Consider the following 26,392-nt stretch of genomic DNA (forward strand, 5'->3'; position numbering starts at 1 on the left):
GGCACGTTGCAAGCAAAAAGCGCCAAAGGCGCTTCGGTAAAATCGTCGACAATTGGTAGTGTTAGCGCCAGTTTATGAAATGCAGGGGATCAAATACACCCCAGCTTCTCCTGAGCTCTCGTGGTCAATTCTGTTCATTGACCGTGAGAGTGTCAACGCCAACCGGAAACTGATCGATCCCCTTTGGAATAGGAGAGATTGACGACAACATCTTGAAAGTAGATGTCATATTGCCGTTAATTGTTGTTTTCCACCGCCCAGATTGGTTAATCTAGCCCTCTTCTCCACCAGCCACATGGCTTAGCCGATTACAGAGGATCAGTAACAGTGTCATTGGAACAAGAGATTCGCGACCTCCATGCTTCAGGGATCTCCAGAGCGCAGGCCGCTCAAAAATTAGGCCTAACCGTGGATAAGTTCGGTGCAATCCTGCAGGCAGGTGGATGGAAACTGAGGTGGAAGCGCAGGCCCACCGGTGGAAAACTTACCATCGACGGTATAACTGACACCCTGCCTGGTCACGCAGCACGCTACGGGATTACGGTAGGCACACTCCGTGGGCGATTGGAGCGTAAGGAAGACCTTAAGGCACCGCCGAGTGTAGCGGCGATGGTCACCCAGGAAGAGGCTCGTAAATTCACGGAATTACGCCGAAAAGGAATTCCTGCCTGGGCTGCTGCTGAGCTCGTGGGCCGGCCTTACAACACCCTGAAGAATGCCGCCAAGAAATTCTGTCCGGACTACCAGTCTGTGATTGAACAGGCGCCACGCATTAGACGCCCTGGCGAAAACTCGAGCGTGTACGAGGATGACACCCAAGCGGCCTGACCGCTGCTGTCGATGATTAAGGACTATACGTAATCGCAAACATCATTGAATAATGCTATTACGCCACCTGTTCGGTCATGCGAGCATACCTACGATCAAACCCAGATTGAGATGCCCATGACCACTGACCTCAGCCTTAACCCTCGTGCCTGGACTGGCCTACAGAAACTACAAACCAGCATCACGAGCTGGTGCGCGGAAAACCAAGTTGCACTCGGCGTTGGGGAGATGGCAGCTGGCGCGAGTCTCATTGCCATAGGTGTCAGTAGCGGCGCCATCGAGCTTGGTAACGCACTGGTCGGCACCAGCACGCCACTGATCAATTCGGAAGCCTTGGCTGGATCGGCTGCTGGGCTAGGGCTTGGCGCCTGGGCCGGTTACATTCTCGGCTCGATTGGTGTGGCTGCAGGCGGCACTGCCATCGGTATCCCAGCCATTCTTGTTATCGCCGGCGCTTCCGCAATTTTTGGCCTAGCTGGCTATGCCATTGGGGATGTCATCCATAACCTGATTACACCGGCGTTACAGATCAGCCCCCTGCTCGCATCTGGATCGGCACTCGCCATTGGAACCTATCTGTTAATCCAGGGTGGCCGACGTCTATCGGCGGCTTATGGGAAGGTAGCCGTCCACGACCACCTACCTGAAACGAACCACAGGAATATGCGCCTCTACCCTTTGGTGACAACGATCATCGCCCGCACCTGGGAAGAGCTAGCCGGCTTTGCAGCCGAACTAACGACATTGCCCGAGACCCCTGCTGAACTCGCACTCGTTTCGAGTACTACCTTGACCTGCGGTGCGGTAGGCGCCGCTATTGGTGGGGCTGCAGCTGCCAGCTCAGTGACCTTGATGGGATTTCCATTCCTTGGTGGATTGATGATGTCCATGGGTATCATTTCCGCGCCTTTATGGCCGGTGGTAGCCGGCGCTGTGGCCTGTGGCTGGTTGGGATATTCGACGCAAAAGGCCTTCAAACATTGGGGGCGTGGGAAAAATAACTGACCCCGCCCTAGCCGTCCGCCGACCGGGCGGCTAAGCTGGCCTTTTGAGCCCAAATAAGGAACACCTTGATGATCGAGATTTTTGCGGACATGCGCGAGGGAAAGTCAGGGATTCTGCAGGCCTTGGCACAAATGCCCAACGTGAACCTCAAGGTCGGCGCCCTGCCCTGCGGCGACTTTGTAGTCGGCCCCAATATGGTGGTCGAACGTAAGGAGGCCAAGGACTTTGTCGACTCAATCAAAGATCGCCGCCTGTTTGAGCAAGTAGCCAAGTGCAAGTTGGACTACCAGCGAGTGATCATTATTGTCGAGGGTGACATCTCCAAGGTCAGAACCGAAATGTCCAAGGAAGCAATCGCCGGCGCCCTCTCCTGGCTGCAGGTCATTGAAGGTGTGAGCTTGACGCCATCCAGTAATGCGGCACAAACAGCGCTGCTGGTCGGCACAATGGCCAGGCACGCCCAGGAAGGCTTGGGTTACGACATCGCCCTGCGAGCAGCCAAGCCGAAACCGTCCAGGCATATGGCCGAGTTCATCCTTGAAGGTCTTCCAGGTGTGGGGCCTACTAACGCCAGAAAAATCCTCGATCACTTCGGTTCCGTCCGGGCCGCTTGTAATGCTATGCCCATCGAGCTCACCAAAGCGCCAGGTATCGGCGCAAAAACGGCTGCGCGGATCCATGAGGCGATCAACTGGGAGGTCGCCAATGAAACCATGGAGTCACCTGCTGAGCTGGCAGGCAGTGGCTTGTAACACCCCGCGAACCAAGCATTTTTCCTCCAATCCTCGCCCCTTGGGCGAGGCTTCCATGCGCTATCAATACCTAGTCAATCCCCTTTAGTTTATGGATAACTCCATATTTCGACTTGTATGTTAGTGCCATAACCCAGGCACTAACTGATGTCAATTTAGCTCCTTAATTATATCTGATCTGACGAACTTTCAGATCACCAATATACTTCCATTTGTCAATATATCTGGTAGATTACGGTCGATAATAATAACCAACCCTGAATTGGATGCTCCATGCGACCGACTAAGAAACCACTTACGCCCTCTCAAAAGAAATTCGCTATTGGCCTCGCATCGGTGAGCGTAGTGATCTTGTCGTTCGTCTTCGGCGGGGCCTCGATGCATTCGTACGAGAAGGCGTATAAAACGCCAATCTTACTGGAAAACCTTCGTACTTCTACTGAAGAAGGGTTGATTCAAAGGGCCCAAAAAGCATTCCATGGCGATGAATTAGCCATACTATCCTTCGTTTCAGGCTTGCGTCAGGCCGGTGTAGCTGAAGCTTACAACAGGGAAATATCAACCCTGCGCAATAATGCCCTCAAAGAAGCCCTTGATAACAACGATGTCGTGGCCCTTCAGGCCATTGATACCCGCATGGCGGATGAGTTGCTGATCGAGGCGATGAGTAAACTGGGTGATCAAGACCTGTTCGGAGTTCTTGAAGAGAAATCGAATCTCTTTCTCGCAGAAAACGGCTACAGAATGGCCATGCTCAGTGATACGGAATCGACAGACGCTAAGGAGCGTGCTCGTAACCTGTACTGGGCCCACACCACCCTCTCCGAGGAACAGCGGGACGCATTGACCGCGTGCTACTTAAAACTCAAAGAGAAACTGGGTAAATTGCCCGATGATCACCTGAGATTCGATGCTGGCTCGGGTACTTGCGATGAGCCAGCTCGCAAGAAGGCGGCTACGCTTTTCAATCCTCGCGAATACTTGAAATATCAGTAACCATTCGGTCAGGTAAAAATTCGATGAAATTTAACAAGTTTTTCACAGCGTCTGACAAGTTCAAACGTAATGCAAACCTGGCACTATTCGGTTTGGTCGGCGCCCTCTGGGGTGCAATTGCAATGAACGAATACAACACCCACGTTGTATATAAAGAAGTTGCTGTAGCCGTCAGAGACGAGACTGTCTCACTTCTTGGTGGTGCAGCGTCGCAAAAATACAAGGAAGGCGACAAAACCCAGAAAGTGGTCATGGAAAGCATGGCCAAAGCCGGATCTGCTGTGTCTTACATGTTTCTTATCAACACCCTGAGGGGAGATGCGTTTGATGCATCCAAGGGTTCTCTGAAGTACGGAACACTCGAAACCATTGCCGCAGCAGATACCCATGCAGCCGACGTGTTGCTGCTGGAAGCAATGGATTACCTGAGCAATGCTCAGTTATCCTGGCTTTTAGATATTCACAGACGCCTGTTTGATCAAAAGATCCGCTTCGAAATTAGAAATAATCTCGATAACAATGATTATGCTTATGAATCTGAACGGAAATACGACGTGGCACAGACTCAAACAACTCTGACTGAATTAGAACGGTCAAAGCTCCAAGGGTGCGCGGCGAAACTGCAGAGGGCTAAAGACAAATACAAAGCCGGTGATCGCGAGGATTGGCTGAAAGAAGGTTTGTGCTCAAAAGAGACAAAATACCGCCCCTACGATACGAGTTACTTCATAGACAGTTCGCTGTTTTTGAGAGCCGCAAGCTTTTCCAAGCCTGAATAAGACTGTCACGCTTGAGTTGACCTCTGACGGTCTGCTACAGTCCTGATTCGGGTGGTTACAGGGGTCTTTTGGATCGCACCCCACTGCTGGCTCTGCCAGTTGGCCGACGGCCAGGCAACAGTGACCTGCCCCAGTCCGATCAGGATTGGCTGAGTCTCCTTCCATGAGGGGGAGACGAAAAACCGCCTCAGCCGAGGCGGTTTTTGTTTCCTGCGATGCCCGAGAGTCGCGACTGGCAATATATAAGCATCGTTACAGATTTTACGCCTGTGGGCGGCGGATCTCTTCGAGATAATCAAATCCAATCCGTTGTGCGACATCACGCAGGTCGACCTGGCCGGCCATTACTTTTTCCAGGGCATGGTCAATCAGAAACTTTCCGCCCGCGTCACGGAACATCCTGGCGGCCTTCTCCCATTCCAAATTGTGGAGACACTCCAGCATGGGCGCGTCGGGCGCCACAACCTCTACGACAGCCGTGCGACCTGTGTAGCCCTCCTTGCAGCTGGGGCAACCGAGCGGGTTGCGGAAACGCAGATTATGACGCTGATCGGCTGGAATGTTTTGATCGAGAGCCGGCGTAAACCACGTATCTAGCGTTTCCGACACAGGAAGATTTCCAAGCGCCAAGGAACACTCAGAGCAGACGCAATTAACTAACCGCTGGTTAATCAGGGCGGAGATCTTGAACTGTTGCCCTTTGCCCAAGTGATGGAGCCTCACCGGGACGTGGAAGGCAGTGGCAGCATGGATCTTCGCCATCACTCGATGTCCTGTGTTCACAAACTCAGCGCATGCCGAAACGCAATTCTCGTCTCTGATCTCCGGGAGGTAGTAGAGCTCTGGGTCTACCCAGAAGTTTTCAGCCGCGACAGTGGCAAAATCAAGTTTTGAGGCAGGCTCTTTTGGTTTCAGACTTGGGTGAATATCTTCACGCAAGGGCGCTTGCAGCAGCGTATGCAGTGTTTTGCTTTTGCCCGACCACGTTGGGCCTGAAGCAATGATTGCTCCCGACGGCATGGACAGAGCGAGCTCAATGGATTCGACATGCGAATCACCAAAACCCAACAACTTAAGGGAGTTCTTCCAATTATCGTTCATTGATTGTCCGCTAGTCAGGTGAAACCTGGGCGCATCTTAACCCACCTGGGGGATGCCTGGCAGGGGCTTGCCAGAAGCAGAGATTGTTATTTTATTTTCTGGCGCCCGTTTAGGCATCGGACACTGAAAAACTCAAAATTAGACATCTCGACCTGCGGATCGTGGCCAACAGAAAACGAAAGTCACCTATCGATTTGTGGCCCATGAGCCACTCAACTGGCACTAAAAATTATCGAATCGCCAGGCGACCTCGTGCATTTTCAACTACACCTTCAGAAGGGTATCAAATCGCCCGAGACAGAACGTTTGAAGGTTGGCGATTGCACCTTGTACGCAACCAAAAGCCTGGACAGATGATCCTCAAGCAAGATTGAACGGGAGCCCGCCATGCTTCGCAAAAACATGATGATAGCCCTTCAACCCTTCCACTTTTCAGAAATCAGCCAAGCCCGCGATATCCTCGCCCGCGACACCAGCGATGAACTCTCAGCGACTGACCTCACACTCGTTTTAGATCGTATCTCTGTGGCACTCGAAAACCATCAGGACGACCTCAATCGCTTACCGGACTTGGAATTACTGGAAGCAGATATCACCATAAGTTTCGTCAAATCACAGCCTGCATGACTGACAGATATTCAACAAAACTTGAATGTATCCTTCACAGGTTAAAGCTTACTTGCAGATATGACAGATTTGTATATGCTGGCCTAGTCCAATCCTCATGGTGGCCATCGTGTTTAACCGAAGGTTCGAGATCACAACCTTGTACGAGCGGCTTCATGAGCCACTGGCCGACGATATAGCGCGCCCTGACGAAACCGGGCCCCATCCACTGCTGCCGCACAAAGCGCAGAAGGATTGGATCTCTGCATGACCACTTCAGAGACGACCACTCAAACGGTGCATGACCGAATCTTTGGTTTGCTCAAGGCCAGCGGTATTGCCGAGCGTAATGTGCGTCCGACCCTGGCCAAACTCTGCGGTATTTCGCACCAAGCCGTATATCAGTGGTTCAGCACCACTAAGACCATGCGTCCTGAACACCTGCTTGCGATTGCCAGGGAGTACCACACCACCATCGAATGGCTATTGACCGGGCATAACCCTACCCATCAAGGCGCAATTGCGCTTGATCCTGGGAAAGCTCGTAGGGAAACACTGGCACTGTTTGATCCGTTCAGGGAGACACTTGTCCAGTTGTCCGAATCACTGGAAACCACGGACTCGGCGACCGCCTATAAGTTGCTGAAGATCGCGATGGATATGGGCAAGCTGAAGGAAACAGCGAAATGACCATCGAACTGGCTGCCATGCTGACGTTCGGACTTGTCAGTGCTACTGCTTTTTGCCTAGCAAGCCTCCAACGCTGGGCGAACGTTGACTGGTGGATAGTGCCCTTCAATATCACCCTGCTGCTCCTCTTGCAGGTTGCCTTTACTGATTACGGCCCCTTCACATCGTTCATGCAGTTTTATGAGTTGGAGATCCACTGCAGCATCGTCCTGATGCCGATGTTCTATTACGCCATGATTGGTTGCGACTACGTTGCGCTGGCCAGGATACGCAGATCAGACCTGAGAAAAAGATTCGCCGAACTAGGGCCTGGAGCCAATATCTTCGGCAACCCGCTTCGCCCTTGGAGCTGGTTGACCTACAGCCTCTATCAAGACGCATCGTCCAGGCTAAATAGACTTGGCCACCAGGTTGAACGGAGAGCTGCGGGGCATGAACGACTGAAGGCCACACGACAGTTCGCTAAGCTCGCCCGCGAGAACTATGCCGAGTTGTGCCGCAAGCGCTCACAACATGCCTACCTGAATGAAGACGGCATGCTGGAGGATGGGCCTTGGGCCAAGGATGCTCGCAACTTTATCGTCGACGTTGCCCTTCCGCATATCCACCCGTGGAACCAACGGCTGCCACTTACCGTAGAGGAATTGGCGAGCCTGCTGAACGAGTTGATCATCCCGGCAGGGTCTGCACCAGAGCCCGAGGAGCAATTGCCCATCGAAGAAGCGCGGGATGTTGAAGAGCCCGAGGAGCAAGCCGCCACACTCCTGCGGGCAGCAGGCTAGAACCAGCCATAAGACTGAACCACGGCGATGCCAGTAGGGACTTCGGGCTCAGCCGCGAAGAAGCCAGCGCAGCCTGTGAAGGCTGCGCTGAGGGTTATTACTGGCCAATCACGTCGATGCCGCCCATGTAAGGGCGCAACGCCACCGGCACCACAATCGAGCCGTCAGCCTGCTGGTAGTTTTCCAACACGGCCACCAACGTACGACCGACTGCCAGACCAGAGCCATTCAGCGTGTGCACCAGCTCTGGTTTGCCGGTGGTAGGGTTGCGCCAGCGGGCCATCATGCGACGGGCCTGGAAGTCGCCACAGTTCGAGCAGGAGGAGATTTCTCGGTACTTCTCCTGGCTTGGGATCCACACTTCCAAGTCGTAAGTCTTGACCGCGCTAAAGCCCATGTCGCCAGTGCACAAGGCCAGCACACGATATGGAAGACCCAGCAATTGCAGCACCTTCTCGGCATGCCCAGTCATGGTCTCCAACGCGGCCTCGGACTGATCCGGGGTCACGATGTGTACCATTTCCACCTTGTCGAACTGGTGCTGACGAATCAGGCCTCTGGTGTCGCGACCGGACGATCCAGCTTCGCTGCGGAAACACGGCGTGTGCGCGACCAAGCGAATAGGCAAGTCTTTCGCATCGAGTACGGCGCCGGCGACGGTGTTGGTTAAGGTCACCTCCGACGTCGGGATCAGGTAAAGATCCCCTTCCCCCGGCCTGCTGATCTTGAACAGATCCTCTTCGAACTTCGGCAGTTGCCCGGTACCCTTCAACGCAGCAGCTTGCACCAGGTAAGGGGTGTAGGCTTCTTCGTAGCCGTGGGCTTCGCTGGTATGCAGGTCGAGCATGAACTGCGCCAGCGCCCGGTGCAGGCGTGCAATAGGCCCACACATGATCGCAAACCGCGAGCCGGAGAGTTTCGTAGCGATGTCGAAATTCAGCCAGCCCAAATTCTCACCCAGTGTCACGTGATCGTTTACCGGGAAGTCAAACTCGCTCGGCGCTCCCCATCTGCGCACTTCGACGTTACCGCTTTCATCTTCACCGACGGGTACCGACGCATGAGGCAAGTTGGGGATCGCCATCATGATGGCGTCCAGTTCCGCCTGAATACCCTCGAGCTTGTTTTTGCACTCAACCAATTCTGTGGCCGTGGCCGCTTCATCTGCCGTCAGAGGCGCGATGTCTTCACCGCGCTGCTTGGCCTGACCAATGGCTTTGGCCCGGCTATTACGCTCTGACTGAAGTTGCTCGGTGCGGGTCTGAATCGCCTTTCGCTGGGATTCCAACATCTCCAAGCGGCCAACGTCCAATGTGAACCCGCGACTTGCCAGGCGCAGAGCAATAGCTCCCAGGTCAGTGCGTAACAGTTTTTGGTCGAGCATTTCGAACTCCTGTCATCCGTTTTTACTCAAGAGTAAGGGCGGGTAGACCCCTATAATTGCTAAATAATGACCTTCACTGAGGGCTGTTTGAGAGCTCATTTCTGAGTCCAATTGCCCCGTAGAGGACTTAGACTGCGTTGCAGTAGTCATCGATGTACTTGAGCTGTCGCCGATAGAAAATGTGCTTTGATTCAATCCCCGCCATGCGAGCTGTCAGCGCGGACTCCAGTGGCACGTCCGTAAGCACTCGCCAGAACGTCAAAAGTACAATCCACAACGCCTTGAGGTTGTGTTCGTAGGCAGTTCGACTATCGAAGCTCTCTACATGGTCAAGGGCTTCGACCGCTTTGGCGAGCTTACCCACGATGATCACATAGCTCAGGATATGTGCCTGCTCATCGCCGGACTGTTGGCGACCATCAAGGGCGCCCTGCAAATCATCTTCAGCGCCTGTGATGTTCCACAGCGGCAGATTCAAGGTGTTTGCAGAGGACATCACGATGATCAGTGCATCGAGGACTGTTTTCGTCAGGCTCTTGGAGTCAACGCCCTCCTTCGTAACCAGGGCTTGCGCCATTTTCCCTGAGTATTTGCCCAGGTGAAGCGTGTGGTGAGCAATCCTGGCCTGAATACGCAGCAAGCAGATGTCGCTATGGTAGATCTCATCGTGCTTCAGTTGCTTGAACTGCAGCTTCTCTAGTCGGTCTGCCGCCTGCATCGGGGTTTGGGCAGCATCGCTCACGATTTTGAGGCTGGTCATGTCTATTGGCTCTGTACATCGTCTAGGGAGACAGCGAATATACCGAAAACCCAGTGAAATGAAAGCCATCCGCCAGCGAGATGAGCATCGCGGGTGAAAAATTTGCGATGGAGCATTGGCCTTTCCCTTGCCTGGCAAGGGCTGGGCACGCCAATTGGCAATTGATATTATTCGTTTTACCCCTGTGTTGCGAAATACGAGTGGGCTACACGAGAGGCCATTGATCACCCTAATGGCCCTCGCCGACATCAGTTTAAGCCAGTAAATACGGGATAAGACCCTCGATCTTTTTCTGTCAATATATAATCAAATAATCTAGAATCCCGCCCCATTGGTTAACAATAAAAAGCGCCCTCCAGGCGCATAAAATAACGGAAGTCACCAATGCGATTTTCTCTGAATCTGCTTACTGCGGCCATTTTGCTGCAGACTGCCTCTGTTTATGCGGCCTCCCCCTATATTCCAGACGCAGGTCAGGCCATCCGGATTCTCGAGCCGACCAACAGCTATCAGCCGTCTGACTTCAAAGTAAATCTGCAGGCTCCTCGCTCTGCTGAAGCGAAATCCAATGCAAAGCCTGGCGGCGCTACCATCCAGGTCAGTCAGTTTGAAATCGGGGGCAACAGCGCAATCCCGACGGATGTACTGCAGAAGCTGGTGGAAAGTTCTGTTGGTAAAGAGCTCACGTTGGCTGAGATCCAGGACGCTGCCGACGCGATCTCCAATTACTACCACCGTGAAGGATTTTTCCTGGCCAAGGCTTACCTGCCCCGTCAGGAAATCACAGACGGCAAGATCAAAATTGAGATCCTTGAGGGTAAGTACGACAACATCGGCCTGCACAACACCTCAAGAACCTCGGATGCCACGCTCAACCGCTTTCTCGGTGACTTCGCGACCGATGATGTGGTGTACCGCACATCGCTTGAGCGTAAGCTGCTGCTGATCTCTGACCTTCCAGGCACTGGGGTAAACTCAACCCTGAAGCCGGGTAGCCGAGTGGGCACCACCGCGCTTGACGTGGATATCAAGCAGAAAGAACTCATTAGCGGCTACGTTGACGCCGACAACTACGGCAACAAGTACACCGGCACCAACCGCATGGGCGTGACAGTTAATGTCAACAGCCCGCTGGGGATCGGTGATCAGCTCACCACCCGTGTGATGGCATCTGAGGGTAAACAGCAATACGGGCGAATTGCCTATCAGGCCCCGGTAGGTGGCTCAGGTTTGCAGCTAGGCAGCTCCTTCTCCGAGATGGATTATCGACTGGGCCGTGAGTTTGGTTTCTTCGAGGCCCATGGCACTTCGCGTGTTACCAGTGCTTACGGCCTCTACCCTATCGTGCGCACGCGTCAAACCAACCTGAACGCGTCTTTGCAATTCGACAACACGGTACTCAAGGACGACGTCGATCTGTTTGAGAGCAAATCACAGAAGACGATCAACAGCTGGTCGTTCGGTCTGAGCGGAAGTGCCTATGACGAATTCCTGGGCGGTGGGCTCAACAGCTTTGCTGTCAACTATCATGCCGGCGTGGTGAACATTCAGTCAGCTGACGTCAAAGCCATCGACGATCTATCTGCTGGCACCGATGGTCATTACACCAAAATCGACGGCATGTTCTCCAGAACCCAACGCATCACCGACAAGCTGAGTCTGGCTGCCCGGCTCAGCGGCCAACTTGCAGATAACAACCTGGACTCTGCTGAGAAGTTCGATGTCGGCGGCGCCCAGGCAGTCAGGGCCTTCAAACAGGGTGACTCCAGTGGCGATACCGGGTGGCTCGCCAACCTGGACTTGCATTACTCCCTAACAGATATGGTCGTGCTGAACACTTTCTATGACATTGGCCAAGTGCACATCAATCAGGATGCTTGGGACAATTCGAAGAATAAGGCAACAAAATCCGGTGCGGGTGTTGGTGTAGACCTCTTCGGGAAAGACTGGAAGGTCAGCATGGTTGGGTCATGGAAAGTCTCCGGATCCACAGAGTCGACCCCAGACAGCCATCAATTCTGGGTTCAATTGATTAAATCGTTCTAAAGGCTTCAATCTGTTCGGTAGAAAGCAGGCCTGGCCTGCTTTTTCTGTTTCTGTTTCTGGATAATTACCTTATTTTCTCCGAACAGGCCTAACAGGCTCCAGTAGTGGGTACCTCATTATCAGTTTTAGAGATATGATATGATGTGAATTGACAATAATAAGAATACTTACCACGAGTAAGTCCAAGGTAATGCCCAGTGAACAAAATCCACAATATCATTTGGAGCACGACTCAGAACGCCTGGATCGTGGTCGCTGAGGGCACAAAGCGCAGCGCAAAATCCGGCGCGAAAGCGCTTAACGTAATGATCGCGCTGATTCTGCTGTCCCCGGCTGGCGCCTCCGCTGCAACCCTTCCGCAGGGTGGCGTGATCAGTGTGGGACAGGGCACCATCGTCAACAACGGTGGCAACCAACTCGTCATCAAACAGACCACCGATAAACTAGGTGTCAATTGGCAGAGCTTTAATGTCGGCGCCGACGGCCAGGTGATATTCACCCAGCCGAGCAAAGAATCGATAGCGCTGAACCGCGTCGTCGGTAGCGATGGCAGCGCGATTCTCGGCAAGATCGACGCCAACGGCCAGGTATTCCTGATCAACCCGAACGGGGTGATTTTCGGCAAAGATGCTCAGGTCAACGTCGGCGGCTTGGTCGCTTCTACGATGAATATCACCGATGAAAAATTCAAGAACAGTGATTACTCTTTCACCGCCGATGGCGGCAAAAATGGTGAAGTGATCAACCTTGGCCAACTGCAAGCCGCTGACGGCGGTTACGTCGCCCTGCTTGGAAAATCGGTCAAGAACAACGGTATCATTAAGGCCAAGCTTGGCACAGCGGCTATGGCCGCTGGTGATGCTGTGACGCTGGACTTTGCTGGCGATGGTCTGGTCAACATTCAGGTCAAACAAAGCAGCGTTAACGCCCTGGTCGAGAACAAAGGCCTGATCAAAACTGACGGAGGCAGTGTGTTGATGACGGCGCGGGCTTCAAATGCTCTGCTCAATACCGTCGTCAACAACGAGGGTGTCATCGAGGCGCAAACCATTGGTTCTCGAGGCGGGAAAATCTTCCTTGATGGCGGTATGGAAGGCGGCACTTTAGAGGTCGCTGGAACGCTGGATGCCAGCGCTCCCACAACCGGTGACGGCGGATTCATTGAGACCTCGGCAAAAAATGTAAAAATCGCGGCGGATACGAGGGTCACGACCTTAAGCAAAGCTGGAAAAACAGGCCTATGGCTTGTTGATCCGCAGGACTTTACGATTTATGGCGGCAATGACCCTCTCAGCAGTTTCGGCATTGGTGTTGACACCCTGGTCAGCAATCTTTCCAGTACAAACGTAGCATTGGAAACCTCAAGCGCGTTCGGCTGGGGTGGGAAAATGACCCTCTACGGTGATCTTTCCTGGAGTGCAGACACCACGTTGACGCTGACTGCCCATACCGGCATCGAATTATACGGCAACATCAATGTCAACGGCGCAAATGGCGGCCTAGCCTTAAATTATGGTGCCGATCCGAGATCCAACGCACAGACCATCGGTTTCTTTGGGCATACCATAAACCTGAACGGTGCCAACTCCACATTCGCACTAAATGGAGAAAACTACCAAGTCATTCGAAATCTTGCCGACCTACAAAATTGGAACACCGGATCGGTATCCGGTAATTATGTGATCGGCAACAACATCAATGCAGCCTCGTCAAATTCCTGGGACGGAGGTCTTGGTTACAAGCCTATGGGCACCTTGGTCAACCCCTTCACAGGTGTCTTACTAGGGCTTGGCCATTCCATCACCGATCTCACCATCAATCGGGGGAGCGATGCTGGGATTGGGCTTATTGGCTACGCCACCGGGGCTTCCGTTCGAAGTCTCAAGCTTTCTGGCAATGTGTTGGGCGGTAATAACACCGCCCTTCTCGCGGGATCCTTCAAAGAAGGCTATCTGAGTGACCTTGCACTCTCTGGAACCGTGAATGGCGGTACTAACAGCGGAGGTATCGCTGGTTACTTGTCAGGCAGTGTTGTTAACTTCGTCGACGTAAAATCCAACGTCTCGGGCACTTCAAATGTCGGCGGCCTTGTCGGCCAATCTGCTGGTGGCTCTACTGCACCCACGACGATTAACAACCTCTCTGACAGTTCTTTCCAAGGGGACGTAAAAGCCACAGGCAACAATGTTGGTGGCGCTGTGGGCGTATCTGATTCAACCAATGTCGCCCAGGTGAAATCATCTGGCACCGTGGAAGGCGTAAACGAAATCGGCGGCCTTATTGGCAACGCCAGTTCTACCACTATCAACAAAGCCTACAGCGCATCGGCGGTAAAAGGCGGATACAACGTGGGTGGCTTGTTGGGCAAAGGCTACGGTTCGACCATTTCCATGGTTTACACTACGGGTGATGTGAGTGGGCAAAACTATGCCGCTGGATTGATCGGCACCGATGATGGTGGAACGACCATTGACCAGGCTTTCTCGCTATCAAACGTAAAAACCAATGGATATGGAGCCGGTTTGATTGTCGACATGTCTGGAACGACAATCACCAATTCATATTCATCGGGAAGCATCAGCGCAATTTCAGGCGCCCTCGACCCAACCAAAGTCGGCGGCTTTGCCTATAACGCGCTTAACGCCAATCTGGATCGCGTTTACTCAACCACCTTCGCCGATGGTGGCTCTGGTTTCATCAGTCATTCGACAGGTGGAACGATTCAAAACGCAGTCTGGGATATTGATTTAACGGGCTCAGCTATCAGTGCGGTTGGCGTTGGTAAAACGAACTTGGAGATGCGTTCAGCTGCCACGTTTGCAGGCTGGGGCGCCGATACTATCGGCAGTGATCGCACCGCTCTGTGGCGTATCTACGATGGTAAAAGCGTTCCTCTCCTGACGTTTATGATGCCCTATGGATCTTCACCAGGCTCCGTAATATCCACGACCTATCAAGGCCGAACACTCACATCAGCCGATATCGTCGTGCCTAGCTTCGGCTACGGTTCTGACACATTTTTCTACAGAGCAATCGCTGGTACTGGGTTAATCGGCGGGGATACCAGTGGTGGCTCGGCGATCCGGAATGCTGGCACCTATACCCTTGACCGATTTTATTCCAATCAAATGGGAATGAACTTTGATCAGCAAGGAGATTTCACCCTAACGGTTAACAAAAAAGACCTTTCAGCGACCGGTACTGGAGTGAATAAGGTTTACGATGGATCAAGTTTGGCCGACATCAATTTCACATCAGATGCCATCGCTGGCGACGACGTAGTGCTTTCTGCCTTGGCTACGTTTGACGACAAAAATGCGGGTACAGGCAAGACGGTAACAATTTCTGGAGCCACTCTCGGTGGCGCTGACGCGGGCAACTATAATATCGTTTCACTTCCGACTACCGCAACAGCAGACATCAACAAGGCGATCCTCAACGTCACGGCCACAGGGGGCAATAAAGTCTACGATGGAACGGTTGCGGCATCAGTGACTCTCAGTGACAACCACTTTGGTGCCGACGATGTCGTGGTTAGTTCGACCGGCGTAACGTTCTCTGACAAAAACGCCGGCACCGGAAAGGTCGTCTCAATCACTGGCATCAACGTGACAGGCGTGGATGCAGATAATTACATTTGGAACACGACCGCCTCCACCACGGCCAATATCACTAAGGCAGCGCTGAACGTGACCGCCGCAGGCGTGAGCAAAACGTACGACGGCACCACCGTCGCCGGCGCATCGCTAAACGATAATCGCATTAGCGGCGATTCGCTGGTTGTAAGCGCTGGCTCCAAAAACTTCACCGACAAGAATGCCGGAACTGGTAAAACCATTACCGTCGGCGGCATCACGGTGACCGGTGCTGACGCGTCCAACTACGTTTGGAACGCCACCACGACGACAACTGCAGACATTGCCAAAGCAGCCATGGCAGTCACTGCCATCGGCACCAACAAGACCTACGATGGGAATACCAACGCTGGCGCAACCCTCAGTGACAACCGCCTCGGAACAGATGCGCTGGTACTCGGATATTCGTCCGGTAGTTTTGCAAACAAAAACGCAGGAGCCGGAAAAACCGTTACGGTGAGTGGCATCACCGTGACCGGTTCGGATGCATCGAACTACACGTGGAATACCTCTTCAGTCACCACCGCCGACATTGCCAAGAAAGCCCTCAACGTAACCGCCACAGGGGTGAGCAGGGCCTACGACGGCACCACCAGCGCAGGATCAACCCTAAGCGACGACAGAATCGGTTCCGACGTGTTGGTTTTAGGCGCTGCCAGCAACGCCTTCGCGGATAAAAATGCGGGCACAGGCAAGACTGTCACGATCAGCGGAATAACCGTCACGGGTGCGGATGCAGGAAACTACGTTTGGAACACCTCGACCTCCACCAGTGCTGATATCACCAAAGCTGCACTGACCGTGAGTGCATCAGGTATCAACAAGACCTATGACGGAACCACAGACGCTAACGCGAATTTGAGCGACAATCGGATCGGTGCAGATGACCTGACTCTAACCTCTTCCGGCGAATCCTTCGCAGACAAAAATGCTGGCGTTGGTAAAACCATCACGGTCACCGGTATCAACGTAACCGGTGCCGATGCCGCCAACTATACTTGGAATACGACGGCGAGCACGGCGGCGAATATCGCCAAGGCGGCGCTCAACGTCACCGCCACCGGTGTCAACAAAACCTATGACACCACGACGAATGCCGACGCCTCTCTGGCGGATAACCGCATTGGCTCGGATGTCCTTACAGTCAGCGCTACCAGCAAAAACTTCAGCGGCAAGAACGCTGGCCTGAACAGAACCATCACCGTCACTGGCATCACCGTGACCGGGACTGACGCTTCAAACTATACGTGGAACACGACGGCGGTTACCTCGGCTGACATTGCCAAGGCCGCACTGAACGTCACGGCCACGGCGGCGAACAGGGCCTACGATGGCACCACCAACGCGGGTTCGACGCTTGGCGATGACAGACTCGGCTCCGATGTCCTGACCTTAAGCGCCGGCAGTAGCACCTTCTCGGACAAAAATGCCGGCACCGGTAAAACCGTAACCGTCAGCGGGATTAACGTCACCGGTGCGGATGCGAGCAACTACACCTGGAATGCCTCGACCACGAGCAGTGCCGATATCACCAAGGCTGCCCTCACGGTGAGCGCATCAGGCCTCGACAAGACCTACGACGGAAGCACCAACGCCAGCACAACGCTCAGCGACAACCGGATTGGTTCGGATGTACTGGTCGTTAGCGCAGGCAGCAGCGCATTCACCGACAAAAATGCAGGTGCCGGTAAATTGGTCTCCGTCAATGGGATCACAGTCTCAGGCGCGGACGCGGCCAACTACACGTGGAACTCGTCTGCGGTGACCTCAGCGAATGTCGCCAAAGCCGCGCTGACTGTGACCGCTACTGGGGTAAACAAAACGTATGACGGCACAATGACAGCCGGTATCACCTTGGGTGACAACCGCTTTGGCGCAGATGTGCTGAACGTGAGTTCAGCAGCAGCCACCTTCGCAAACAAAAATGTCGGGGTCGGCAAGGCCCTCAATGTCACTGGTATCAACGTCACCGGAACTGACGCCGGGAACTACACGTTCAACACCACGGCAGCCACAACAGCCGACATCACGAAAGCTGCTTTGACCGTGACGGCTTCTGGCGTAGGCAAAACCTACGATGGCACGACGGTAGCTTCAGCAAGCCTGAGTGATGACCGCATCGGCTCCGACGTGTTAATCATAGGCTCTGGCGCTAAATCCTTCTCCGACAAAAATGCCGGCGTAGGTAAAAGCATCAACGTAGCCGGCATCACAGTAACGGGTGCCGACGCCGGGAACTACGTTTGGAACACGACTGCCACCACCATGGCTGACATTGCCAAAGCGGCGCTCAACGTGACTGCCTCTGGCGTTAACAGAACCTATGATGGAACCACCAACGCCAGTTCAACGCTCAGCGACGACAGGATCGGCACTGATGTTCTGGCCTTGACTGCAGGAAGCAGCACCTTCGCTGACAAGAATGCGGGCACCGGCAAGACGGTCTCCGTCAGCGGCATTTCCGTCACGGGTGTCGATGCAGTCAACTACGTTTGGAACACTTCCGCAACGACCAGTGCAGATATCGCCAAAGCAGGTCTGACAGTGTCCGCTGTCGGCACCAATAAAGTCTATGACGGCACGACAGCCGCTAACGCGAACTTAAGCGACAACCATCTTGGCGCTGACAACCTGGTGATCAGCTCCTCGAGTCAGTCCTTTGCAGACAAAAACGCCGGGGTCGGTAAACTGATCACGGTTAACGGTATCAACGTCACCGGGGTCGACGCCGGGAACTACACATGGAACACGACTGCCTCTACCACGGCAGACGTCGCCAAGGCCGCCCTCAGCATCACCGCCGCTGGCGTGAACAAAACATACGACGGCTCGACAGCCGCTGCCGCCAATCTCAGCGATAACCGCATAGCCTCCGATGATCTGGTGGTCAGCTCTGCTGGGAAAAGCTTTGCAGACAAAAATGCAGGCTTGGGAAAGACGGTCTCTGTTAACGGAATCAGCGTCGCTGGTGCTGATGCCGCCAATTACACCTGGAACACCTCGACAACAACCACTGCGGACATCGCCAAGGCCGCGCTCAACGTAACCGCAGCCGGCGCCAACAAGTCCTACGATGGGACAACCGTGGCGGGACTGACCTTCGCAGACAACCGGGTAGCAGGCGACACCCTAAGTGTTTCTGGCCTCGGATCATTCGCCGATAAAAATGCGGGCACAGGGAAATCGATCAGCGTATCTGGTATCACCGTGACCGGTGCCGACGCTGGGAACTACACCTGGAACACGCTTGCTGTGACTGCCGCCGATATCGCCCAAGCGAACCTTACCGTGAAAGCGATAAATGGCAGCAAGACAGAAGGTGATACAGATGGAGTGTTGAATTGGAGCCTCCAGTCGGGCAGCTTGTTCGGCAGTGATTCGATTAATGGCGCGTTGGCTCGAGATGCTGGTGAAGTGTCCGGGCAGTACGCCATCAACAAAGGCACTCTCGATGCTGGCGCGAACTATAACCTGGCTTTTGTTGCCGGCACGTATGACATCACCGCGCCTCCGGTGGTAACCCCTCCAGTGGTGACGCCTCCGGTGGTAACCCCTCCAGTGGTGACGCCTCCAGTGATAACCCCTCCAGTGGTGACCCCACCGGTCGTCGTCGATCCGATCACCCCACCGGTTGTCACTCCTCCGGTGATTGTTGAGCCGCCAGTCGTGACACCGCCAACCTCACCGGTCGTGAATGCACAACTTCAGCAAGCTAAAGAGGTGATTTCGACCATCAGTGCAGCGACCAAAGTCTCGCACTCAACCGAGCAGCCACTAAAAGAAGTGAGAACCGATACAAATGGTGGAATTGGCGACTACCGACTCACCAACTTCGGCATGAAACTTCCGGAAGATTCAACGACAGGCGATAACTCCGACCAATAATGGAATAAAAAACAGGTCGAAAGACCTGTTTTTATTTCCAACAAATGTCGAATTGTAGATTGTCAAACCTCAGCATGATATGCTGTGAATTGACAATAATAAGAAAACTTACCACGAGTAAGTCAGAGGCCGCCTCCCATGAACAGAATCCATAATATCATTTGGAGCACGGCTCAAAATGCTTGGGTTGTCGTCGCCGAAGGCACCAAGCGCAGCTCAAAATCGGGTGCAAAAGCACTTAACGTGATGATTGCGCTGATTCTGCTCTCCCCGGCTGGCGCCTCCGCCGCAACCCTTCCTCAGGGTGGCGTGATCAGTGTGGGTGAAGGCACCATCGTCAACAACGGTGGCAACCAGATGGTCATCAAGCAAAACACCGAAAAATTAGGCATCAACTGGCAGAGTTTCAACGTCGGCGCCGACGGCCAGGTGATTTTCGCGCAACCGAGCAAAGAATCGATAGCGCTGAACCGCGTCGTCGGTAGTGATGGCAGCGCCATTCTTGGCAAAATCGACGCCAACGGCCAAGTGTTCCTGATCAACCCGAACGGGGTGATTTTCGGCAAAGATGCTCAGGTCAACGTCGGCGGCCTGGTCGCTTCGACGATGAACATCACCGATGAAAAATTCAAGAACGGTGATTACTCCTTCGCCGCCGAGGGCGGCAAGAATGGCGAGGTGACTAACCTCGGCCAACTGCAAGCGGCTGACGGCGGTTACGTCGCCCTGCTTGGAAAATCGGTCAAGAACAACGGCATCATCAAAGCCAAGCTCGGCACAGCGGCTATGGCCGCTGGCGATGCCGTGACGCTAGACTTTGCTGGCGATGGCCTAGTCAACATTCTGGTAAAGAAAAGCTCAGTCAACGCCCTGGTCGACAACAAAGGCCTGATCCAGGCCGACGGCGGCAACGTCTTGATGACCGCTAGAGCGAGCAACGCCTTGCTCAACACAGTCGTGAACAACGACGGTATCGTTCAAGCCCAAACCATCGGAACTCACGCAGGCAAGATATTTCTCGATGGTGGCGTGGACAGCGGTACGGTCATGGTGGGCGGAACCCTGGATGCCAGCGCCCCGGTTAACGGCAATGGTGGCTTTATTGAGACCTCCGGCCCTAACTTGATCGTCAAGGATGGCACCAAGGTCACCACCCTAGCAAAAGAAGGCAAAACCGGCGATTGGCTGATAGACCCAACGGACTTCACAATCGTGAGTGGCACAGCCGCGCAAACGACCTCCAAAATTGGCGCCACAACCCTTAAAACTAACCTGGCGTCAACGAACGTGACACTGCAGACATCGGCTGCAGGCAGTCAATCCGGCGACATCAACGTCAACGCCGACGTTAGCTGGTCAGCCAACACCAAGCTGACGTTGACCGCCCATAACATGGTCAACATCCATGCGAACATCACCGCTACGGGGGCCAGCGCAGGCTTAGCCATCAACGCGCCATGGGAATACTACATCTCCCCTGACGTTAGGTTACGGATGCCCGGTGCCAACTCGACCTTTTCGGTCAACGGCATCAACTACACGATGATCAGGACGGTAGCTGACCTGGCCCTGCTCTCGAATGCTACCAACAACCAACGATTTGCAATCGTCGACAACATTGATGCTTCTGCAACCGGCACCTGGAACAGTGGTGCTGGCTATGTTCCGCCAGGAGGTTGGGATGTAGGAATGATCGATGGTCTGGTGGTTGATGGATTCAACAACTCGATCACCAATCTCAGGATTAATCTGGCTAACGACTATTCCGGATTAATTGGTCAGGCGAGCAATGCCACCCTTTCCAACATCAAACTGAACGGTGCTGTTGATGGCTTTGGCTACACCGGCATGCTTGCCGGGTACCTGGAAAACAGCACGGTCTTTAACGTAGTAACTAGTGGCACGGTCAACGGCACTAACGCCGACGGTGTCGGCGGGGTCATAGGTTGGGGTAACAACTTAACGCTGCGAAACCTAGAAAGCAGCGCTGTTGTAGCGGGCACAAACGACGTTGGCGGCCTGATCGGGTACGTCATCGATTCGGACATGATCTATTCGTATTACACCGGGTGGTCGGTAACCGGTAAAGATGCCGACAGTGATTACACGGGCGGTATTGCGGGTTACTCACAAAACAGCACCTATGAAGGCCTGCTCAGTACAGGCAACATCATCGGGGCCAACTTTGTAGGCGGTTTATTCGGCTACAGCAAAAACAGCACAATCAGCCTGGGTTCTGCTCAAGGTGGTGCAGTCTCCGGCGTGCAAGCCACGGGTGGTTTGATTGGCTACGCCACTGGCGGATCTCTCATCAATTCCTACGCAACAGGACAAGTAGACGGCCAGACCCAAACGGGTGGCCTGATTGGTAAATCGGTAAACCTGAACGTCAACAACGTCTATGCCAGCGGCAATGTGACGGGTACCACCTACACCGGTGGCCTGGTCGGCGACCTTTCGACCGGCACCATCAACCAAGCATTTTCTACCTCCAGGGTGGTTGGCACAAACTACGTCGGCGGCTTCGCCGGGCGTGATGTATCAGGCGCGATTTCTAACGCCTATGCAGGTGGTGATGTCACCGGCACCCGATACGTCGGCGGATTCCTCGGGTCAGTGGCAACGTCTGTCGTCAATTTCACCTATTCTCTCGGCCTGGTTTCCGCTTCGCTAAACTACGGTGGATACAGCGGTTTTGGAACAGGCAACACCATCTCCGAAAGCTTCTGGGATACCCAATTATCAGGTCAAGCGACCAGTGTTCACGGGCTTGGCAAAACCACGGCCCAAATGCGAGCGGCCTCTACCTTTGCTAACTGGAACATCGGCACTTTGGGTGGTACCGGCGAAATCTGGCGCATCTACAATGGCTTCACAGCGCCCCTGATGCGTTTTGTGATGCCGACTGTGTCAGTTAGCGGTAACGACAAAACCCTGACCTACTCAGGCCATGCCGTCACCAGAGCTGAGTTGGATGCCGGCACCGCTTTCGGATACTCGACGAGTGATCTGTATACGGACTGGTACAACTTGACCTGGGATCCCCGCGCCACTAACGATGCTCGGTATATCTTGGGCGGTAATACCTACGGTGGCGGCCTGGCAATAAGAAATGCAGGCACCTACACCACCGATCTCTTCTACTCGACCCAGTTCGGCTACGACATCGTTGAAGCGGCGCCTAAAACCGTCGTTATCAACAAGGCCAACCTGAGCATCACGGCCACCGGCGATAACAAGACCTACGACGGCACCACTACTGCAGGCACGACGTTTAGTGATAACCGCCTGGGCAGCGACTCTCTGGTGATCGGATCCGCCTCCAGCACCTTTGCCAACAAAAACGTGGGCAATGGTAAGACCATCACTATCGGCGGAATCACCGTAACAGGCGCTGACGCCGGAAACTACACCTGGAACACGAGCGCCACCACGACGGCCAACATCACCAAGGCCGCCCTGACTGTCGGCGCGACGGGAGTCAACAAAACCTACGACGGCACAGCCGGAGCCAGTGTCAATTTGACTGACAATCGCTTTGGCTCCGATGTTCTGGTGATTGGCTCAACCACTAATGCCTTCGCTGACAAAAACGCCGGGGTGGCTAAAACAATCACCGTAAACGGCATCACTGTCACAGGCGCTGACGCTGGTAACTATACGTGGAACACCTCCACCGCTACCTCGGCTGACATTACCAAAGCTGCATTGTCGGTGACCGCTGCTGGCGTGAACAAGACCTATGACGGCACCACCAATGCTGGCGCTACCCTGAGCGATAACCGTATCGGTGCGGACAACCTGGTTCTCAGTTCAACGGGCAAGGCCTTCTCTGACAAAAATGCCGGTACAGGCAAAACGATCACGGTGAGCGGTATCACCGTAACCGGTACGGATGCAGGGAACTACACCTGGAACACCTCAGCGTCGACTACTGCCGACATCGCCAAGGCGGCCCTGACCGTCACGGCTGCCGGCGTGAACAAGACGTATGATAGCTCAACGGCTGCTGGTGCAACCCTAAGCGATAACCGCATCGGTTCTGACGTATTGGTGTTGGGCGCAGGCAGCAAGACTTTTGCTGACAAAAATGCCGGCCTTGGCAAGACCGTAACCGTGAATGGAATCACCGTGACGGGCGCAGATGCTGGCAACTACACGTGGAACACCTCAGCAGTTACTACCGCAGACATCACCAAGGCGGCCCTAAACGTGACTGCCACCGGGGTGAATAAGACCTACGACGGCACGACGAATGCCGGCGCCAACCTCAGCGATGATCGTATCGGCTCTGATGTACTGGTCGTGACATCTGGTGCCAAGGCCTTCTCAGACAAAAACTCAGGCACCAGTAAATCCATCACCGTGGGCGGCATCAACGTCACGGGCGCGGATGCCGGCAACTATACCTGGAACACTTCGGCTACCGCCTCTGCTGACATCGCCAAAGCAGCCTTGACTGTAAGTGCTTCGGGTGTGAACAAGATCTACGACGGCACGACAGTCGCTAGCGCGAATCTGAGCGATAACCGCATCGGTGCTGACGACCTCGCGCTCAGCTCTTCAGGCAAGGCCTTCTCTGACAAAAACGCAGGCGTTGGTAAAACCTTGACCGTCAACGGCATCAACGTGACCGGTGTCGACGCCGGGAACTACACGTGGAACACGACCGCCGTCACGTCAGCCGACATCGCAAAAGCAGCGCTGAATGTCACCGCTACCGGTGTGAACAAGACATACGATGGCAGCGCCACTGCCAGTGCGAACCTGGCTGATGACAGAATCGGTTCTGATGTTCTTGTCTTGAATGCTACCGGGAAAAATTTCGCGGATAAAAATGCTGGCAGCAGCAAGGCGATCACTGTCACTGGGATCAACGTCACGGGCGCCGACGCTGGCAACTACACCTGGAACAACAGCGCCTCCACGACGGCAGACATCGCCAAAGCTGCACTGACGGTAACAGCCACTGGGGTCAATAAGACCTACGACGGTACAAACACCGCTGGGGCGAACCTAAGCGACAATCGCATAGGCGCCGATGACCTGGTGCTTAGCTCTACCGGCAAGTCCTTCGCGGATAAAAACGCGGGCCTTGGAAAAACTATCACCGTGAACGGCATCAACGTTACGGGCTCTGACGCGGTTAACTACACCTGGAACACCACGGCATTGACCGCAGCCGACATCGCCAAGGCTGCCCTCACCGTCACCGCGAATGGCGTTAACAAGATATACAATGGCAGCAGCTCAGCCGGTGTGAACTTGGGCGATAACCGCGTTGGTGCAGATGATCTGACCATCAGCGCAGGCTCAAAAGCCTTCGCCGATAAAAACGCGGGTACAGGCAAGGCGATCAATGTAAGTGGCATCAATGTCACGGGTGCTGACGCTGGAAACTACACGTGGAATACCAGCGCTGTAACGACTGCTGACATCGCAAAGGCGGCGCTGAATGTCACCGCCAACGGGATCAACAAGACCTACGATGGCACCACGACTGCAGCTGCCAACCTTGCCGATGACAGAATTGGTTCCGATGATCTGGTACTCAGTTCAGGAAGCAAAGCCTTCGCTGACAAGAATGCAGGCACTGGCAAAGCGATCACAGTGAACGGGATCAGCGTGACCGGTGCTGATGCTGGTAACTACATCTGGAACACGTCTGCGCTAACCTCTGCAGATATCGCGAAAGCCGCGCTGAATGTGTCTGCGACCGGTGTGAACAAAACGTACGACGGCTCCACCGCCGCTGCCGCAACGCTGAACGACAACCGAATTGGGTCTGATGACCTGGTGCTGAGCGCTGGTTCAAAAGTCTTCGCAGACAAGAACGCAGGCCTGGGCAAGACGATCTCGGTGAACGGCATTACGGTGACCGGGGCTGATGCCGCAAACTACACCTGGAACACATCAGCCGTCACTTCAGCCGATATTGCCAAAGCGGCACTGTTAGTGACCGCTGCTGGCGTGAACAAAACATACGATGGCTCAACCAACGCTGGCGCCACCTTGACTGATAATCGCATTGGCGCAGACGACCTGGTCATCGGAGCGTCAAGCAAAACGTTCGCAGACAAGAACGCTGGGGCCGGGAAAACGATCACCGTCAATGGTGTCAACGCAACAGGCGCTGACGCCGGGAACTATATCTGGAACACAACCGCTGCAACCTCAGCAGACATCGCCAAGGCTGCGCTTAACGTGACCGCAGCAGGTACCAACAGGGACTACGACGGAACAACGGCAGCCGGCTTGACCTTCTCGGATAACCGAGTGGCTGGCGATAGCCTGAGCGTTTCCGGGCTGGGTTCTTTTGCGGACAAAAACGCAGGCACAGCAAAGTCGATTAGCGTCACCGGTATCACCGCAAGCGGGATCGATGCCAATAACTACACATGGAACACGTTGGCCTCAACCACTGCCGATATCGCCAAAGCGAACCTCGTCGTGAAGGCCGTAAATGGCGGCAAGGTCGAAGGTGAAACAGATGGTGCCCTAGGCTGGAATCTGACGTCGGGCAACCTCTTCGGGGCCGACTCCATCAATGGATCCTTGGCTCGAGACGCTGGCGAAGTCGCCGGAGAGTACGTGATCAATAAGGGAACCCTTGATGCTGGCATGAACTACAATCTGGCCTTCGTTGCCGGGAAGTATGACATCTCAGCAGTGGCGCCCCCTCCTGTGGTGACTCCACCGGTTATAACCCCGCCTGTGGTGACTCCGCCAGTCGTGACACCTCCAGTGATAACTCCGCCTGTTGTGAATCCACCAGTTGTGACTCCGCCAACCCCGCCGCTCGTAATCGTGCAACTTGAGCAGGCCAGGGAGGTTATCTCAACGATCTCGGCAACAACCAAAGTGTCACACTCGAACGATCAGCCGATCAAAGAGGTGAGAACTGAAACGACAGGTGGAATCGGAGACTACCGACTGACCAACTTCGGCATGAAGCTGCCGGAAGATACCACTCAAAGCGATAAGTCCGATTGATCTGAGATTGGAGTATTAAAAAACAGGCCGAAAGGCCTGTTGTTATTTCCAATCCCTTTCGACTTTGCTCAACAACCCGAAAAAGCGATGCTGAAATTGGGCAGCAGCCTGCTGCACAATTTGCGTTGATCTAGTAGGACGCCCACAGGA

14 protein-coding genes are annotated in these 26,392 nt (G+C 54.2%); 11 read left to right on the forward strand and 3 right to left on the reverse strand.

Translation table 11 applies throughout. The features are described from left to right. The first annotated feature begins 327 nt into the window (after positions 1-327). From NQL71_RS32070 to NQL71_RS32090, 5 genes are all read left to right on the forward strand, one after another. Positions 328-828 (forward strand): hypothetical protein, encoded by a 501-nt coding sequence (locus NQL71_RS32070; protein ID WP_274644867.1) that lies wholly within the window; start codon positions 328-330, stop codon positions 826-828. A gap of 117 nt (positions 829-945) precedes the next feature. Continuing rightward, positions 946-1,833: a hypothetical protein gene (locus tag NQL71_RS32075; protein WP_274644868.1), complete on the forward strand. Its 888-nt coding sequence runs from the start codon at positions 946-948 to the stop codon at positions 1,831-1,833. A gap of 68 nt (positions 1,834-1,901) precedes the next feature. Next, positions 1,902-2,585 (forward strand): ERCC4 domain-containing protein, encoded by a 684-nt coding sequence (locus NQL71_RS32080; RefSeq protein WP_274644869.1) that lies wholly within the window; start codon positions 1,902-1,904, stop codon positions 2,583-2,585. A gap of 273 nt (positions 2,586-2,858) precedes the next feature. Then, a complete protein-coding gene (locus tag NQL71_RS32085) occupies positions 2,859-3,581 on the forward strand; it encodes a hypothetical protein (RefSeq protein WP_274644870.1) in 723 nt (240 codons plus the stop codon). Between the two features lie 23 nt (positions 3,582-3,604). Then, a complete protein-coding gene (locus NQL71_RS32090; RefSeq protein ID WP_274644871.1) occupies positions 3,605-4,360 on the forward strand; it encodes a hypothetical protein in 756 nt (251 codons plus the stop codon). 261 nt (positions 4,361-4,621) lie between these two features. Here NQL71_RS32090 and NQL71_RS32095 read toward each other — a convergent pair whose 3' ends face one another. Continuing rightward, positions 4,622-5,461, reverse strand: coding sequence for an ATPase, T2SS/T4P/T4SS family (locus tag NQL71_RS32095; protein ID WP_274644872.1), 840 nt, complete (start codon positions 5,459-5,461; stop codon positions 4,622-4,624). 387 nt (positions 5,462-5,848) lie between these two features. Between NQL71_RS32095 and NQL71_RS32100 the strand changes: the two genes are divergently transcribed. The 3 genes from NQL71_RS32100 to NQL71_RS32110 all read left to right on the forward strand — a co-directional run bounded on the left by NQL71_RS32100 (position 5,849) and on the right by NQL71_RS32110 (position 7,539). After that, on the forward strand, positions 5,849-6,088 hold the full coding sequence (locus NQL71_RS32100; RefSeq protein ID WP_274644873.1) for a hypothetical protein: 240 nt from the start codon (positions 5,849-5,851) through the stop codon (positions 6,086-6,088). A 246-nt stretch (positions 6,089-6,334) separates the two neighbouring features. Beyond that, positions 6,335-6,757 (forward strand): helix-turn-helix domain-containing protein, encoded by a 423-nt coding sequence (locus NQL71_RS32105; RefSeq protein ID WP_274644874.1) that lies wholly within the window; start codon positions 6,335-6,337, stop codon positions 6,755-6,757. Then, entirely contained in the window at positions 6,754-7,539 is a 786-nt protein-coding gene (locus NQL71_RS32110; protein ID WP_274644875.1) for a hypothetical protein, read from the forward strand. Before NQL71_RS32105 ends, NQL71_RS32110 begins: the two co-directional genes overlap by 4 nt. 97 nt (positions 7,540-7,636) lie before the next feature. Here the strand turns inward: NQL71_RS32110 and serS are convergent, their stop codons facing one another. Together serS and NQL71_RS32120 are read right to left on the reverse strand one after the other, a co-directional pair. After that, positions 7,637-8,923 carry a serine--tRNA ligase gene (gene serS, locus NQL71_RS32115; protein ID WP_274644876.1) on the reverse strand — a complete coding sequence of 429 codons (1,287 nt, stop codon included), beginning with the start codon at positions 8,921-8,923 and terminating at the stop codon, positions 7,637-7,639. A gap of 127 nt (positions 8,924-9,050) precedes the next feature. Continuing rightward, on the reverse strand, positions 9,051-9,683 hold the full coding sequence (locus NQL71_RS32120; RefSeq protein WP_274644877.1) for a hypothetical protein: 633 nt from the start codon (positions 9,681-9,683) through the stop codon (positions 9,051-9,053). Positions 9,684-10,067: 384 nt separating this feature from the next. On the opposite strand from NQL71_RS32120, the gene NQL71_RS32125 reads away from it, so the two are divergent. The 3 genes from NQL71_RS32125 to NQL71_RS32135 all read left to right on the forward strand — a co-directional run bounded on the left by NQL71_RS32125 (position 10,068) and on the right by NQL71_RS32135 (position 26,242). Continuing rightward, a complete protein-coding gene (locus NQL71_RS32125) occupies positions 10,068-11,729 on the forward strand; it encodes a ShlB/FhaC/HecB family hemolysin secretion/activation protein (RefSeq protein WP_274644878.1) in 1,662 nt (553 codons plus the stop codon). Between the two features lie 197 nt (positions 11,730-11,926). Next, positions 11,927-19,249 carry a YDG domain-containing protein gene (locus NQL71_RS32130; RefSeq protein WP_274644879.1) on the forward strand — a complete coding sequence of 2,441 codons (7,323 nt, stop codon included), beginning with the start codon at positions 11,927-11,929 and terminating at the stop codon, positions 19,247-19,249. Between the two features lie 138 nt (positions 19,250-19,387). Beyond that, the gene (locus NQL71_RS32135) at positions 19,388-26,242 is read left to right on the forward strand and encodes a YDG domain-containing protein (RefSeq protein WP_274644880.1); all 6,855 of its coding nucleotides are present in this window, start codon (positions 19,388-19,390) and stop codon (positions 26,240-26,242) included. Positions 26,243-26,392: the final 150 nt, after the last annotated feature.

The sequence above is a fragment of the Pseudomonas serbica genome (assembly GCF_028823535.1).
In the GTDB taxonomy this organism is placed as follows: Bacteria; Pseudomonadota; Gammaproteobacteria; order Pseudomonadales; family Pseudomonadaceae; genus Aquipseudomonas; species Aquipseudomonas serbica.

Bases quoted from the DNA above. Each gene is read 5' to 3' on its own strand.
- NQL71_RS32075 (WP_274644868.1), top strand. From the start codon at position 946: ATGACCACTGACCTCAGCCTTAACCCTCGTGCCTGGACTGGCCTACAG.
- NQL71_RS32080 (WP_274644869.1), top strand. From the start codon at position 1,902: ATGATCGAGATTTTTGCGGACATGCGCGAGGGAAAGTCAGGGATTCTG.
- NQL71_RS32085 (WP_274644870.1), top strand. From the start codon at position 2,859: ATGCGACCGACTAAGAAACCACTTACGCCCTCTCAAAAGAAATTCGCT.
- NQL71_RS32090 (WP_274644871.1), top strand. From the start codon at position 3,605: ATGAAATTTAACAAGTTTTTCACAGCGTCTGACAAGTTCAAACGTAAT.
- NQL71_RS32095 (WP_274644872.1), bottom strand. From the start codon at position 5,461: ATGAACGATAATTGGAAGAACTCCCTTAAGTTGTTGGGTTTTGGTGAT.
- NQL71_RS32100 (WP_274644873.1), top strand. From the start codon at position 5,849: ATGCTTCGCAAAAACATGATGATAGCCCTTCAACCCTTCCACTTTTCA.
- NQL71_RS32105 (WP_274644874.1), top strand. From the start codon at position 6,335: ATGACCACTTCAGAGACGACCACTCAAACGGTGCATGACCGAATCTTT.
- NQL71_RS32110 (WP_274644875.1), top strand. From the start codon at position 6,754: ATGACCATCGAACTGGCTGCCATGCTGACGTTCGGACTTGTCAGTGCT.
- serS (WP_274644876.1), bottom strand. From the start codon at position 8,923: ATGCTCGACCAAAAACTGTTACGCACTGACCTGGGAGCTATTGCTCTG.
- NQL71_RS32120 (WP_274644877.1), bottom strand. From the start codon at position 9,683: ATGACCAGCCTCAAAATCGTGAGCGATGCTGCCCAAACCCCGATGCAG.
- NQL71_RS32125 (WP_274644878.1), top strand. From the start codon at position 10,068: ATGCGATTTTCTCTGAATCTGCTTACTGCGGCCATTTTGCTGCAGACT.
- NQL71_RS32135 (WP_274644880.1), top strand. From the start codon at position 19,388: ATGAACAGAATCCATAATATCATTTGGAGCACGGCTCAAAATGCTTGG.